Raw genomic sequence first — 14,701 nt, 5'->3', positions numbered from 1 at the left:
GACACTCTGCCCCAACCAGTCCCGCCATGCACGCACCGCACATGGCATGTTCCGCCCGGTGAATCACCCCACCGTCGCCGCATTCCGCACGTGCTCCGGTGTCGGGACCGGAGGACCGGAGCGCCGATGAGGGGGCCGAGAGAACGATTCCTGCACCATCGCGCCCGTCACCGTGGCAGAAATCCTAGGCCCGATGCTCGTCGACCTGGTACAGGTGCGGTCGCCGCACCGGCGGACCGCGGTGCCTGGCTCCCCGCCAGGGTGTTCCGGAAATGGACGGACTGCGGGTTACCGTGCGCCCGGTGGCGTACACCTTGCATTCCAGTCGCGGATACCGGATTGAGGCTGGCGGTGTGGCGGCTGCGGGCGCCGGGGTTCTGAGGGTTCCGTCGTGGGTGGGGGTGTCCGACGCGGACCGGATGTGCGCGGAGACGGCCGGCTGAAAAGGAAGTCGCCGTTTGCGGCGGCGAGGCCCCGCATATCGCTCGCGGGGTGGGGCCGACGCACCCGCGCGGCGCCCCCCGGCACGTCAGGGCCAGGTCGGCCGATCAGGTGCCGATACCGCGATTCTGCGTAGTCCCTTTGAGTAATGCGCTACCCATAAAGAGCGAACCGTAACAATAAGAGGCGGGGGTGGAAGGAAGATCGACGGGAGAGTGGTGCATGCCCCTGCGGATGCGTAAGGCGCAGCTGAAGGCCCGGGCCGGGAAGACGGCGGTCAGTGGTTACGGTGCGATGGATGGGCGCCTGCCCGTCAGCGAGCTGGCCCGGCAGTTGCTGCGCAAGGCCTTTCCCGACCACTGGTCCTTTCTCCTCGGTGAGATCGCCCTCTACTCCTTTGTGGTCCTGCTCCTCACCGGCGTGTACCTCACTCTGTTCTTCGACCCGAGCATGATGGAGAGCGTCTACACCGGTTCCTATGTGCCCCTTCAGGGGGTGAGGATGACGCAGGCCTACACCACCACCCTCAACATCAGCTTCGCCGTGCGCGGAGGCCTGCTGATCCGTCAGATCCACCACTGGGCGGCACTCGTGTTCGTCGCCGCGATCGCCGTCCATATGCTGCGGATCTTCTTCACCGGCGCCTTCCGCAAACCGCGGGAGGCCAACTGGATCGTGGGCGTGACACTGTTCGTACTCGCGCTTCTCGAAGGATTCGCGGGCTACTCGCTGCCCGACGACCTGCTGTCCGGTACGGGCCTGAGGACAGCGGCCACCATTGTGGGGTCGATCCCTGTCGTCGGAACGTACCTGGAGCTGTTTGTCTTCGGCGGACAGTTCCCGGGCGATGCCGTGATCCCCCGTCTGTACCCCGTGCATGTCCTGCTCGTGCCCGGCCTGATCGTGGCGCTGATCACCGCTCATCTCATCCTGGTGGTCTATCTGAAACACACCCACTGGGCGGGTCAGGGGAAGACCAACGAGAACGCCGTCGGCTCACCGGCGTTTCCTCACTTCACCGCGAAGACCACAGGTTTTTTCCTCATGGTGTTCGGCGTACTGACCTTGCTGGGCGCGCTCGCCCAGATCAACCCCGTATGGAACTACGGCCCCTACCGCGCCAACCAGGTCTCGGGTAACGCGCAGCCGGACTGGTATCTCGGGTTCCTGGAGGGTGCGCTCCGGCTGATGCCGCCATGGGAGACCGACATTGCGGGCCACACCGTCATGTGGAATGTGTTCATTCCGGCGATTGTGCTGCCAGGCGTGGTCTTCACAGTGCTGTTCCTCTATCCCTTTTTCGAGAAATGGGTGACGGGCGACCGCAGGGAACACCATCTGTGCGACCGGCCGCGCAATCGGCCGACCCGTACGGGGCTCGGCGTGGCGGCCATCGTCTTCTACGCCGTTCTCCTGGTCGCCGGCGGCAACGACGTCGTAGCCTTCTCGTTCAGGGTTTCGGTCGAGGTCATGACCTGGATCCTCAGAACCGCGCTGATCGCCGCCCCACTCCTGGCTTTCGCGCTGACCAAACGCCTCTGCCTCGCCCTTCAGATGCGGGACCTCCATCGGCTGACCGAGGGCGAGGAGACTGGCCAGGTGACACAGTCGGTGAACGGCGATCTCTTGGAGAGCCGCCGTGGCCTGAGCCCGACAGCCCGCTACCGCATCCTGATGCGTGATGTCCCGACGCCCCTGGAGCTCCCCGCGCAGGGCCCGATCTCGAGTCGGCGACGGCTTCGGACCGTACTGAGCGGCTGGTACTACGGGGACCTCGTGGAACTGCCCCTCACGGAGGAGCAACGGTCCCGGATCGCGGAGCGGACGACACGGCCGGAGCCGGTCCGCGAACGCGAGGACTGAGAACCACCCTCAGTCCTGGACACGCACGTACTGGAAGACCATTCCGAACACCCCCGCCAGGACCAAGCCCAGCCCGATCAGGAACAGCCACAGACCGAACACCACACCGATGGCGAGCAGGGCCATCCCCGCGGCTGTCAGGGACGGCCAGATGCTGTGCGGAGGAAAGAAGTCCACCGGACCGGACCGCTCGTGGATGTGCCCGTCCCCGCGGTCCTCGGGGCGCAGGCCCTTCCTCCGGTAGTTGGTGGCGAAGAAGAACGTGACCAGCAACGCCATGAGGAACGAGACGGTGAGAGCCGCCGTGCCTGTCGGATCACGGGACCACACGGCGTAGAGAACATCGGTCACGAGGAAGAACCCCGCGACCCCGGCGAAGACAATGGCCTCGGTCTTCATTCGCCCGACTCCTCTTCAGCGCCCGATGCGGAGCGGGACCCGCCTCGGCCGAGGCCCGGCTTCTGCTTCTCCGACGTGAGGGGATGGTGCAGGTCGAAGGCCGGAGAGTCGGAACGCACGCGGGGCAAAGCCCGGAAATTGTGCCTCGGGGGCGGACAAGAGGTCGCCCACTCCAGGGAACGGCCGAACCCCCACGGGTCGTCCACCTCGACCTTGGGCGCGTAACGGCTGGTGCGCCACACGTTGTACAGGAACGGCAGTGTCGACAGGCCCAGCAGAAAGGAGCCGACGGACGAGATCGTATTGAGCAAGGTGAAGCCGTCCGCCGCGAGGTAGTCGGCGTAACGCCGGGGCATTCCGGCCTCACCCAGCCAGTGCTGGACCAGGAAGGTCAGCTGAAAGCCGATGAACAAGGTCCAGAAATGGATACGCCCGATGCGTTCATCCAGCATGCGTCCGGTCAACTTGGGCCACCAGAAGTAGAAGCCGCCGAACATCGCGAAGACTACTGTTCCGAAGAGCACGTAATGGAGGTGGGCGACGATGAAGTACGAATCGGTGAGATGGAAGTCCAGCGGGGGTGAGGCGATCAGCACTCCACTGAGGCCGCCGAGGAGAAAAGTCACGAGGAATCCGATCGCCCAGAGCATGGGTGTCTCGAACGAGATACTGCCGAGCCACATGGTGCCGATCCAGTTGAAGAACTTGACACCGGTGGGCACGGCGATGATGAACGACATGGCGGAGAAGAAGGGCAGGAGAACGGCTCCTGTCGCGAACATGTGGTGGGCCCAGACAACCGCCGAGAGCATGGTGATGCTGATCGTGGCCATCACCATTCCGAAATACCCGAACATCGGCTTCCGGCTGAACGCGGGAATGATCTCGCTCACCACTCCGAAGAAGGGCAGCGCGACAATGTAGACCTCGGGATGGCCGAAGAACCAGAACAGGTGCTGCCACAGCAGCGCCCCGCCGTTCGCGGCGTCGTAAACATGGGCCCCGAACTTCCGGTCGGCTTCTAGGGCGAGCAGGGTGGCGGCGAGCACCGGAAACGCGAGCAGCGCGAGGATCGAGGTGAACAGTACGTTCCAGGTGAAGATCGGCATCCGGAACATGGTCATACCCGGCGCACGCAGACAGACGATCGTAGTGATGAAATTGACCGATGCCAGGGTCGTACTGATCCCCGACAGCACGAGGCCCATAGTCCAGAGGTCTCCGCCGGCGCCGGGCGAGAAGACGGCACTGTTCAGCGGTGCGTAGGCGAACCAGCCGAAGTGGGCCGCGCCGCCGGGCACCACGAATCCGGACACCACGATGATTCCGCCGAAGAGGAAGAGCCAGTAGGTGAGCGCGTTGAGGCGGGGGAAGGCGACGTCGGGCGCGCCGATCTGAAGCGGCATGATGGCGTTCGCGAAGCCGCCGAACATCGGCGTGGCGAACAGCAGCATCATGATGGTGCCGTGGACAGTGAACAGCTGGTTGTACTGTTCCGCGCTGACGATCTGCAGCCCTGGCCGGGCCAGCTCCGCGCGCATGAGCATGGCCAGCACTCCGGCCAGCAGGAAGAACCCGAACGCGGTGACTATGTAGAGATTGCCGATGACCTTGTGGTCGGTGGTCGTCAGCCATCCCATGAGTCTCACACCGGCATTGATGCGCTTGTTGGCCACCGGCGCGGCCGACGCGGCTTCCTGCAGGTCCTGCGCCATCAGTTCTCCGTTCCTCCCGGTTGACTCGATGGTGGAGCCTGCCACCGTGGACGGCCCGTACGGCTGGCGGTGACACCTCGAATTTCACCAATTCACCGATGTTCCGATCGGGTGTCCCAGGGGCCCGCATCATGAACAAGCAGGAGCTGCGCCGAGCCCTCGGCCGTTGAACCGGATGGACCGGTCGCACAACCGGACCGACCGCTCACAGGGCGCTCGGCCTCGGCCATGTCCCTGCACAGGTACCCCGCACGGCACTGTCACGTTGACTGACCGGCCTGGGATGATCTTCTGGTTGGTCGTGCTGGGAGGGGTCGTCCGTGGACAGCGCGCCGCCGTCGTACAAGGGGCACCGGTACCCGGTGGAGATCATCGCGCACTGCGTGTGGCTGTACTTCCGTTTCCCGCTGTCGTTCCGCGAGGTCGAGGAGCTGATGCTCGAGCGCGGTGTGCTCGTCTCCCACGAGACGGTCCGCCGCTGGTGTACGAAGTTCGGGCAGGCCTACGCCAACGGCCTGCGCCGCCGGCGTGTGCAGCCGGCGTGTGCAGCCGGGCGACAAGTGACACCTGGACGGGGTCTTCCTCAGGATCAACGGTGAGCTGAAGTACCTGTGGCGGGCCGTCGACGCCGATGGCAACGTGCTCGACATTTTGGTCCAGAACCGGCGGGACACCGCTGCGGCCAGGCGGTTCTTCCGCAAACTGCTCAAGAAGACCTGCTCGGTGCCGAGAGTGATCGTCACCGACAAGCTCCGCTCCTACGGCGCGGCCCACCGCGAGGTCATGCCCTCCGTAGAACACCGCGCCCACAAGGGCCTGAACAACCGGGCCGAGAACAGTCATCAGCCGACGAGGCAGCGCGAACGCGCGATGAAGGGCTTCCGCAGTACCGGCGGGGCCCAGCGGTTCCTGTCCGCGTTCAGCGGCATCTCACCGCACTTCCGACCACGCCGCCACCTGATGACCGCCACCGAATACCGCACCGAGATGACCACCCGCTTCGCCATCTGGGACGAGATCACCGGCGCCACCGCCCAGCCCATCGCAGCGTAAGCCAGGCCCCCACCCGACCCCTACACACCCTGACGCGCCCTCAATCGATCAACACCGCACCAACGTGACAACGCCATCAGGCGGCCCATACATTCGTCCGCTCCGTTGCCGACCAGGTGAACCCACCGCTGAACGTATGGACACACCTGACAGGCGTCTTCGACACCAAGGGCGACACTGACAAGAGTAACGACACTATCCAGCTGTTCGTCAACGGACGCCCGCAGGGACAACCCGTTGTGCTGATCAAGAACGCGCCGAACTACGAGCCCTGGACCGCCAACGAAGGCCTGCAGATGGGGCGTTCGAAGCTCAGCGGCAAGTACGGCGAGAACTTCTTCGGTCTCCTGGACGAGGTAGCTGTGTGGCAGCGCCCCCTCACCGGCGACGAGATCGCGAAGGAGGCGCAGGCCGCTGTGGACGACGTGCCGACCAACGAGCTCGTGGCCCAGTGGGATGCTGCTGGTGCCACGACCACGGCGATTCCCGAGACCACGGCCTACCCCGTGGCATCGATGAAACTGGCGGGAGGCGCCGTTCCGAACGCAGACCAGAGCGCGGTGGTACTCAACGGAACCACCGGCTATGCCTCCATGACCGGCCCGGTGGTCGACGAGAGCGGGTCCTTCACGGTCTCGGCATCGGTGGAGGTGGACTCTGAAGTCAACACCGTTGCGTTAGGGCCGTGAGCGGCTGCTGAGGCCGTGGGCGAAGAATGCAACGGTGGTGTGGACGGTGTAGTTCTGGGCCTTCTGGGGGTGCTGTCCGGCGTTCGGGCCGTACTTGCTGGTGGGGTTCTTGCGTGTGCGGGCCTTCACTCGTTGCCGTCGGTGGGCGGGCAGGAGGTCGCCCAGGGCGGCGTGGCCGATCGTGCCGACCAGGTCGATGAGGGTGCCGGGGAAGATTCCAAGGCCGGCGGTGACGGTGTCGGTTGCGGCGGCCAGTAGGACGGTGAAACTGATCCGTTCCATGGGTACTTCCGGCCGTCCGGTCAGGGCGTCGTCGCCGGCACGGATCAGAGCCTGGTAGGCGGTGAGCAGGGCGTAGACCTCCTGGTCGAGGCCATCGATGCTGCGGGAGCGCAGGACGCGGCCGTCGAGCATCGTGGCCTTGATCGAGAAATACGTAGTTTCCGCCTGCCACCTGCGGTGATAGAGACCAACGAGCTCGGCGGCCGGAAAACGGACGGGGTCCAGCAGATTTGTGATCAGCCGCCACTGCTCGGTGCGGACGGTGCCATCGGCCAAGGTGACGGTGAGGGTCGCCTCGATCACGCGCACCGGCAGCAGTACCCGCAGGACGCCGTAGCCGATGCGGGCGATGTAGGAGCCGTCGCCCAGGTGCTCGGCGGGGGTGGGGACGCGGCGGGCCCCGGAGCGCACCAGGAACCGGGCCCCACTCTGATGGACGGCATCAAGGAACTCGTTGCCGTCGAAGGCCGCGTCGGCCAGCAGGAGCATCGTCTTGTCCAGGGCGGTCAGAAGCCGCTTGGCATAGGGGAGTTCACCCTCGGACTCCGGTCCGAAGGCGGCGGCTATGAGCGCGCGGGTGCCGCACTCGACCAGGGCCAGCAGCCGCAGGAGCGGATAGCCGAACTCCAGACTCTCCGCGGCCCGCTTGGGGTAGCGCCAGGTGAGCGTCTCGTCGTCGGGGGTGTGCAGCAGGGTCCCGTCGACAGCCACCGTGCGCAGGCCCCGGTAGAAGGACCCGGCCTGCCCGGGGCGGGCGACGGGCCCGGCAAGCGTCTCGAACAGACGCCGCAGAGGTGCAGCCCCCACCCTGCGCCTGGCCCGCGTCAGCGAGGAGACCGCAGGATGCACCAGGGCCAGCGCGGTCAGGGCGGTGGTCAGCTTGGACCACACCGTGCGGTACGAGCGGTGTTCGAACAGTGCGAGAGCGAGCACGAAGTACACCACCACCCGCGAAGGCAGCAGCCGCAGGCGCTTCTCGCGCCGACCGGTCTCCTCCAGCACCGCGTCCACCAGCGCGAAGTCCACGATCTGGGTCAACTCCCCCAGATGACCCGGCGCGAAAACACCCCGGGCTGTCTCGATCGTGGACGTGATGACAGACTTCTCCTGCAACGGGACCCCTGACCTTGACCGACTTTCTTCGCCGATCGTTGATCTATCAGGTGGTCCCGTTGCGCTGTTCAGCAGGGCTTGACGTACAGCTCAGGGGCCAAACGCAACGGTGTTGGCTATGCAGTTTCCCCGTGATCTTGGACACGTCGTCGTTACGCCGCGAGGGCCTGATCCTGTTGGTGGCGCAGGCGCGTCTCGTGGGGCGTGAGGTAGCCCCAGTGGATGTGCTTGCGCAGACGGCGTCTGTTGTAGAAGGTCTCGACGAAGTCGAAGATGTCGGTGCGGGCGGTGGCCCGGTCGGGCCAGAAGCGGGTGCCGATCTCCTCTTTGAGCACGGCCCAGAAACTCTCCGCGGCGGCGTTGTCGAAGCAGCTGCCGGTCCGCCCCATGCTTTGCCGACACTCCAACTCGCCGATTTTCATGCGGAGTTGGCCGGAGGTGTATTCCGATCCGCGGTCGCTGTGGATCACGCAGCCGGGCTCCAGGCGGCCCAGCGCGGCAGCCATGTCCAGGGCATCGACAACGAGTTCGGCACGATGGTGGTCGGCCATCGAGTAGCCGATCACCCGGGTCGCCAGGTCCAGCCACGCGGCGAGGTAGAGCCAGCCCTCGGCGGTGGGGATGTAGGTGATGTCCCCGACGATCTTCGTACCGGGGCGGGTCGCGGTGAAGTCCCGGCCGATCAGATCCGGCGACGGGGCGGCCCTGGTGTCGGCCTTGGTCAGGCCGCGGCGTCCGGTGCGCCGGCTGTGCCCGGCGATGCCGTGCTCCCGCATGACCCGCTCCACCCGCTTGCGGTTGACCAGTCGGCCCTGCCGGCGCAGTTCGGCGGTGACGCGCGGGACGCCGTAGTTCCGCCGGGAAGCCAGGTGGATCACCGTGATCTCGTGGGCCAGGGCCTCATCTGCCTGCCGCCGCGTCTCGCGGGCCTGCCGCCCGGCCACCCACGCGTAGTACGTGGAGCGGGCGGTCCTCATCACCTTGCACAGCAGCGTGACCGCATAGTTCGCCTTCTCCGCGTGGATGAACCGGCATATCTTCCTCACCGGTCGCTCTCCTTCACGAAGTCGGGTGGCCCGGGGGATTTCACCCCCGGGCTCCCACAGATCCGTACGTGACAGTCTCCCGTCATACGGCTCTTGTCGTCCTGGTCACCAGACCCGGGCGGGCTCGGTCACCCAGACCCAGTGCGCGAGAAGCCGGGGATGTCGATCAACCCCAGACCACCACGCACGGAATGTCGCTGTCCAGCTTCGCCGCAGCCTCCGGTACTTCCCGCGCAACCACCGGACCATGTAGGCGTTGATCCGTTTCAGGAGGGGATAGAGGGCCGACCTATTGAAGGCCCCGTAGTACTGCATCCATCCCCGCACGACCGGATTGATCCAGTCCGCGAGGTCTCGGGCCTCGCCCTGCACCCACCGGTGCAGGCGCCAGGAACGCACCACCTCGCCCATCCTCTTCAGGGCCTTTTCCAAGACCGCCGGAGAGAAACTCCGAAACAGCCCCGTACGCCCGTCCACGGTGCGCTCGCGAAAGTCGTAGCCCAGGAACGTGAACCTCGTGTGCTCGAAAGAGCTCTTGCGGTTCGCGTCCCGGCAGTAGACGATCTGCGTCTTGTCGGGGTGCAGTTGAAGGCCAACCGAGTCCATGCGCGCCTCCAGCGCGGCCAGCACTGCTCTCGCCTCGGCGAGACTGCGGCAGTGGATGACCGCGTCGTCGGCATACCGTTCGAAGCGGACGTCCGGGAACTCCCGGTGCAACCACATATCGAACGCGTAGTGCATGAAACAGGTTCGCCAGGACCGGAGACACCGCCGAACCCTGAGGGGTTCCCATGGCACGCTCGATCAGCGTGCCGTCCGCATGTTGCAGCGGGGCAGCAAGCCACCGCTTGACATACAGCAGGACCCAGGGGAACTCGCAGACCGAACCCACCGCCTTGAGCATCAAGTCCCACGGCACCGAGTCGAAGAACGCCTTGATGTCGAGATCGACCACCCAGTCGTACTTCCAGCACCGCTCCCGGCACGTGCCCACCGCGTCGATCGCTCCGCGCCCCGGGCGGTAGCCGTAGGAGTCCGGATGGAAGATCGGCTCGACCCTCTTCTCCAGCACCATCGCCACCACCGTCTGCGCGACACGGTCGCCCACGGTCGGCACTCCGAGGACCCTGATGCCGCCCTGCGGCTTCGGAATCTCCACCATGCGCACCGGTGGCGGGAAGTAGCAGCCCGAGGACATCCGGTTCCAGATCTTGTACAGGTTTCCCCGCAGATCCTCCTCGAACTCCTCAATGGCCACCGCGTACACGCCCGGCGCGCCCTTGTTCGCCCTGACCTTCTCCCAAGCCTCCATCACCAGCAGCTTCGGAAGACCGAACGGCTTGACCAGTGCTTTCAACTCATCCACGCCAATTCCTCCCGGAGCACTTCCGGTTGATCGAATGAACAAGCCACGAACGACCCGGCCCCTTCGCTCCATCCCCATTACAGGGACTTCACCACTACTACGGGCCGGTCCGCCGGCGCACGCCCGGCATGGACGTACGCCTTCTCCTGTTCCGCACAGACCCCGCAGATCGGGCTCGCGCCACCTTCACGCCGGACACCGCCTGGCCAGGAAGCGGACACCCGCCAGACTCATCCCGGAGGAACCTTCAAGCCCCGGTTTCGATGTCGTCCAAGCATTTCGACGCATCAGCAGTGGTTCGCTCGCGCTCGCCTTCCCGATCCCCACCTGACGCCCTTTCAAGGACGCCTTTTCCTCCGACGCTCACCACGACGGTCTTAAGCCAACGCGGCAGGAGGCGGTTCGGAGCCTCCCTCCGCGGGGGCGACTCCGAGGGGCCAAAACCCTCATCATCTGTGCAGCACCATCCAGTTGCTACCGACCTACACCGGCAGCCCCTCTCCATTCAGGACACACGAAGGCAGTCGCTTTTTTCAGGATCTCGATCGTCTTCGCCTGCTCGGCGGTCAGCTTCCGCAGCCGCTTCAGCTCCTCGTCCCGATCGTCGGCGGCCCGCCCCGCTCGCACGGAACCAGGTCCCGATCCGGTGTCCTGGGCAGCGCGGGCCTTCTTCACCCAGCCCCGCAGTGACTCCGAACTGACCCCGAGCTCCCGGGCGACCTCGGTCACCGTCCGTCCCGACGACCGCACGAGTTCGATCGCGTCCCGCTTGTACTCCTCCGAGTACCGCTTCGTGTACTTGCTTCCCACCTGGCACTGCTTCCTCTGGGCTCTCACGTCCCAGTCTCCAGGTGTCCACGATCAAGGGGAAGGTTCAGATCATCGGCCCACCCCGTCCCACGAACAGCGCCATCGGCTCCAGACCGTGCGTGCCCTCGACCACCGCGATCCGGCGCACCTCCGTCGGCATGGCCTTGACCGTCCATGTCTTCCGTCGTCCGTACTGGCGGCCGTGGACCTTCATCAACCGCAGGTCGATGTCGTGGACCACAAAGAGCTCGTCACGGTGGCGCGTGAGGCTTTTCGCAGCCTTGCGGACCGTCGCCGCCCGCTCAGTCCTTCGATACCAGTCCAGCTCACGCAGCGTCGCATCCTGGACTTCCACCGTCCGCGGCAGCCCGAACTTGGCGATCGCCTGCAGCTCGATCTCCCCTGCCGCGCCGTCGCGCCGCGGTGGTCCGACCTCGATGTCGAGCGGGGACCGAAACTCCCGCAGCCGTAACCCGGTGGTGATGGCCAGGTTCCCGCCTCCGCTGTTGCGCAGCGGATACGCGCTCCGGAACGACCGGTCCACTGATCCGTCCGGCAGTAGACCGCGCAGCCCGACCCGGTCTAGGAACGACCACTGGTCGAAGGTCAGGTGGCGCACGTCCAGCTCACTCGTCGAACCCCAGCTCAGGACGTCCCGGCCGTTGGCCTTGCGGAAGTACGGGCGCCCTTCCAGCAACTTGGTCTGCACGGCCCAGTCGTAGAAGTTGTTGATGGTTGTCCGGTGGCGTTTCCAGGTGGCCGGCGCCATGGGCACCTCGCGATGCTCCGTGCAGTACCTGCGGTAGGCCAGCAGGTCATCCTCGGTAGCCGCCAGCAGGTCACTGGGCGGGTCCAAGGCGGCGAGAAAGTCGTCTAGGGCGAGGAAGTCGTATGCGTAGCCCCGGAGCGAGGACGCCTTGAGCGTCTTGGCCATCTCGAAGAAGAAGGAGCAGTGCGGCTCCAGCGGGCGCATGTCCGAACCGAGAAAGAACGGGGTGCCGTCCGTCAGGGCCCTGGCGCTATCGACGTACTGCGCTGTGTTGAGATCAACGCCGATCGATGCTTCGTAGCTGCGTCGGACTCGGTCCCACGAGGTGAAGAAGTAGTCCACTGCTCTCCCTGAGACGGTTGGGGAGCAGCGAACCTAGCCAACATCCTGCATCTCCAACATCCCCTCTCCGCGCGACTGATACATCAACAATCCCTTGTCATAACCGCCGAGGAGGGCCAGCACCCAGGGCTCCCAGATGCTCTCCCGGTCATCCCGAAGGTGAAGGAGATACCGGCCGGCTCCGTCGTGGATCAAGGCGCTCGCGTTGACGGGCTCCGGGCGCCCATCGAGGCCGTCCGCCTCGGCGTCCAGGAGCTTGGCCCGCAGCGTAGGGGACCGCACGTCGGCGTACGGGAGCCACCGGGCCCCGGCGACTTCCTCTTCCTGGAGAGCGAGCGCGGGCGGTTGCTCGGCGGTGAGGTAGAACGCAAGGCGGAAGTCGAAGTGCTGGTGAGCGGGCTCGCCTTTGGCCGCATTGGCGTCGATGTCATGGATGAGCCGTGACGCGGTAGTTGGAACCTGGCCAAGATTGTTGGAACTGCCGTTTCGATCGTGAGGCATCGATTACGACTTTTCGAGATAGATGACACTTGGTCGCGTTAACTGCGACCCTTTGCAACGGCACGGCTTGTGGGGCTGCACGATCCGCTCGAATGGCAGTGAGGAAGGATGCACATGGTTGATCATCACGACAGAAACGAGGCCAGAGGTGACCGAACAAGACGCAGTGGACCTGATCCACTTGCAGGACGTAGATGGTGACTGCTGCACCGTACGTGTCACTGGCCGCTCCATGCCCGGCGTGCTGACCGGCCACGACATCCTCCGGGCTGAGGTTTTGGCACATGCGAGTTTCGTCGATATCCGGCTGGAGCTCTTCCTCTCCCCGCGCGACCTCGACACCTGGCAGCGGGAACTGACCGAACTCGTTCCTGGCAAAGGCGTGAGCATAGGCGGGGACCGTGGGCTGCATCTCGGCCTTCATATGCACGAGGACCGCTCCCTCGCCGTGACGATTGAGGATCCCGACCGTCTGAGCGCGGTGCTGGGGATACAGCCGCACGAGAGCTGGATAGACGCGCACCACGACCGGCTTGAACGGGTACGGGAGAGTTGGCCCAGCGAGGTCCTGGAGACGGACTCCATGACCTACGAGTGGCGCCCTCCCCGCGAAGTCTGAGCGACATACCGCAGCTCCTAGCTGGCAGGTGTCAACAAAGAACGCCCTTCTGGTGTCAAGCAGAGCGATCCGAACCTCAAGTTCGACCAGGCCAGGCCGCCGTTCTGATGTCACCCATCTCGAAAAGTCGCATCGATCGTGCGCGCCAGATCTTCGCTGACCTCGATGAGGAGCGTCCGTAGCGCTGCGTAGTGCGAGGTGCTCGCGGCGCCGATGTGGAACCACATGTTGTTGCATTTCGTGGGCCATGGGTGACGATCCGACTCCGTGTGGGCGTGCGAAAGCAGGATGGGGCGGGGGGCGAACCTGGGCTCGCCCTGAGTGATGTGAGCCCAAGCGAAAGCCGAAGCTCCCTGGCGGGCGTAGTCGTCCAGGCGAGGATCCCGCTCGAAACGGGGCCGAGGTAGAGCACGGAGGATCTCCTGCCATTCGCGAGGGCTCAAGCTCCAGTTGTTCAACGCGACGCGGCGTCGCCGGTAGTCGACGGGGCTCGGGCCTGCGTCAAGTTCTCGTGCAAGAGCCCGAAGAGCGGTTGTGAACCGGCCGGGAGGGTGGCTGGCGAGTTGTCGGTTGAGCGCCCGACTAATCGTGAAATTGCCCGCTTGGGTGATTCCCGGGTAGGAGGCTGCCTCGGCCATGGCGCCACCGATCCTCCACTGGACGAGTTTGACGGCGGCCAGTCGGCGTGCGGCTCGGGTATAGGTGCCCCAGCCGAAGACCGCGAGGTGGCGTTCGAATTGGTCATGCTCCAGTGCGGCGGCGATGTGCTCCGGCTGGTAGCCGGCCGTGCGGGTCGGCGCTCGCAGGCCGGAGGCGCCTCCGTTGCGGCGGAAGGCTCGAATGGACGGCTCGGCGGCGAGCAACAGCTTCTCCGAGCACAAACTCCTGTGCCGGTTAAGGATGTGACTCCAGGGGGCGAGGCTGGGCAGGCCGCTCCAACTGGCCCGGTGGTGGCCGGCGAGGGTGAGTTCGAGATCGTCTGTGCCCAGAACGGCTTCAGCGGCGAAGAGGAGCGCCGCTGTTACCACTGGACTGTAAGGGGGCCAGTAGAGGCTGCCGCTGCGGTTTGCTTGGTGAACATGGCCGGCCACTGCGGTGGCCAGAGCTGGTGTCAGCAGGCCCTGTCCCATGGGCCAGGACGCGCAGAGCAGAGCGGTGACGACTCGCAGGTCCGCGAACCGCTGGGTGGCCTCCTCGGCTGTCGCGTCAGCGTCCAGGAGGTCCAGGAGACGCGCCTGCAGCTTAATGATCACAGGGCTCGGTCCAGGCCCGGAGTTGGAACGTCGGTCGAGGCGGACTCTGCAGGGCGTGTGGGTGAACCCCGGCTCGTGCTTGATTCCAGGTTCCGGCAAGCGGCATTCGGCAGGGTGCAGGCCGACATGCTTGGCGCCCGCGAAGAGGGGGGTGACTCGGCTGGTCTCGTGTTTCCTCGGGCAGCCATGGTGAAGGTAGGCCCGGTGGTCCGGGCAGAGGAAGGCGATGGGTAGCTGCCAGACCTTCTTCCAGGGACCGCCGTACTTCTGCTGGACGGTGCTGCCGTCGCCGGCCAGGCATCGCGGGCAGTAGCGGGGGCTGTCGTTGAACAGCCAGCTGTCGAAGATGTCGGCGTACACCCGAATGTGCGCCGGCCGGTACAGCGGAACGTGCACGGCCATCCCGGCTTTTTGGCCCAGTGCTGTGGCGCCAGGGTCCC

11 protein-coding genes and 3 pseudogenes are annotated in these 14,701 nt (G+C 65.5%); 4 read left to right on the top strand and 10 right to left on the bottom strand.

Annotation, left to right across the window (positions count from 1 at the left end):
- Window positions 1-663: 663 nt before the first annotated feature.
- A complete protein-coding gene (locus OG520_RS40490) occupies window positions 664-2,304 on the top strand; it encodes a cytochrome bc complex cytochrome b subunit (protein WP_331747896.1) in 1,641 nt (546 codons plus the stop codon).
- Window positions 2,305-2,313: 9 nt separating this feature from the next.
- Here the strand turns inward: OG520_RS40490 and OG520_RS40485 are convergent, their stop codons facing one another.
- Together OG520_RS40485 and ctaD are read right to left on the bottom strand one after the other, a co-directional pair.
- Complete coding sequence (locus tag OG520_RS40485; protein ID WP_331747893.1) at window positions 2,314-2,703, bottom strand: cytochrome c oxidase subunit 4; 390 nt, start codon at window positions 2,701-2,703, stop codon at window positions 2,314-2,316.
- The gene (ctaD, locus tag OG520_RS40480) at window positions 2,700-4,343 is read right to left on the bottom strand and encodes a cytochrome c oxidase subunit I (protein WP_331749499.1); all 1,644 of its coding nucleotides are present in this window, start codon (window positions 4,341-4,343) and stop codon (window positions 2,700-2,702) included. The genes OG520_RS40485 and ctaD overlap by 4 nt, the downstream gene beginning before the upstream one ends.
- 395 nt (window positions 4,344-4,738) lie before the next feature.
- On the opposite strand from ctaD, the pseudogene OG520_RS40475 reads away from it, so the two are divergent.
- Together OG520_RS40475 and OG520_RS40470 are read left to right on the top strand one after the other, a co-directional pair.
- Window positions 4,739-5,471: pseudogene (locus OG520_RS40475) on the top strand (IS6 family transposase).
- A gap of 113 nt (window positions 5,472-5,584) precedes the next feature.
- Window positions 5,585-6,160 (top strand): annotated as a pseudogene (locus OG520_RS40470) (LamG-like jellyroll fold domain-containing protein); the annotation flags it as partial.
- Here OG520_RS40470 and OG520_RS40465 read toward each other — a convergent pair.
- From OG520_RS40465 to OG520_RS40435, 7 genes and pseudogenes are all read right to left on the bottom strand, one after another.
- Window positions 6,149-7,555: an IS4 family transposase gene (locus tag OG520_RS40465; protein WP_331747890.1), complete on the bottom strand. Its 1,407-nt coding sequence runs from the start codon at window positions 7,553-7,555 to the stop codon at window positions 6,149-6,151. The pseudogene OG520_RS40470 and the gene OG520_RS40465 overlap by 12 nt on opposite strands.
- 152 nt (window positions 7,556-7,707) lie before the next feature.
- Window positions 7,708-8,601 (bottom strand): IS3 family transposase, encoded by an 894-nt coding sequence (locus OG520_RS40460; protein WP_331747887.1) that lies wholly within the window; start codon window positions 8,599-8,601, stop codon window positions 7,708-7,710.
- A gap of 105 nt (window positions 8,602-8,706) precedes the next feature.
- On the bottom strand, window positions 8,707-9,324 hold the full coding sequence (locus OG520_RS40455) for a group II intron maturase-specific domain-containing protein (RefSeq protein ID WP_406016782.1): 618 nt from the start codon (window positions 9,322-9,324) through the stop codon (window positions 8,707-8,709).
- A gap of 85 nt (window positions 9,325-9,409) precedes the next feature.
- A pseudogene (locus tag OG520_RS40450) lies at window positions 9,410-9,763 on the bottom strand (reverse transcriptase domain-containing protein); the annotation flags it as partial.
- Between the two features lie 678 nt (window positions 9,764-10,441).
- Window positions 10,442-10,777, bottom strand: coding sequence for a transposase (locus tag OG520_RS40445; protein ID WP_331747881.1), 336 nt, complete (start codon window positions 10,775-10,777; stop codon window positions 10,442-10,444).
- Window positions 10,778-10,841: 64 nt separating this feature from the next.
- Complete coding sequence (locus OG520_RS40440; RefSeq protein WP_331747878.1) at window positions 10,842-11,888, bottom strand: site-specific integrase; 1,047 nt, start codon at window positions 11,886-11,888, stop codon at window positions 10,842-10,844.
- A gap of 33 nt (window positions 11,889-11,921) precedes the next feature.
- Window positions 11,922-12,389: a hypothetical protein gene (locus OG520_RS40435; RefSeq protein ID WP_331747876.1), complete on the bottom strand. Its 468-nt coding sequence runs from the start codon at window positions 12,387-12,389 to the stop codon at window positions 11,922-11,924.
- A gap of 118 nt (window positions 12,390-12,507) precedes the next feature.
- On the opposite strand from OG520_RS40435, the gene OG520_RS40430 reads away from it, so the two are divergent.
- Window positions 12,508-13,008 (top strand): DUF5959 family protein, encoded by a 501-nt coding sequence (locus OG520_RS40430; protein ID WP_406016713.1) that lies wholly within the window; start codon window positions 12,508-12,510, stop codon window positions 13,006-13,008.
- A gap of 110 nt (window positions 13,009-13,118) precedes the next feature.
- Here the strand turns inward: OG520_RS40430 and OG520_RS40425 are convergent, their stop codons facing one another.
- On the bottom strand, window positions 13,119-14,663 hold the full coding sequence (locus OG520_RS40425; RefSeq protein ID WP_331747870.1) for a TniQ family protein: 1,545 nt from the start codon (window positions 14,661-14,663) through the stop codon (window positions 13,119-13,121).
- Between the last annotated feature and the right edge of the window lie 38 nt (window positions 14,664-14,701).

It is taken from the genome of Streptomyces sp. NBC_00984, from assembly GCF_045162475.1.
GTDB lineage: Bacteria > Actinomycetota > Actinomycetes > Streptomycetales > Streptomycetaceae > Streptomyces.
This window is presented reverse-complemented; position numbering and strand designations above follow the sequence as displayed.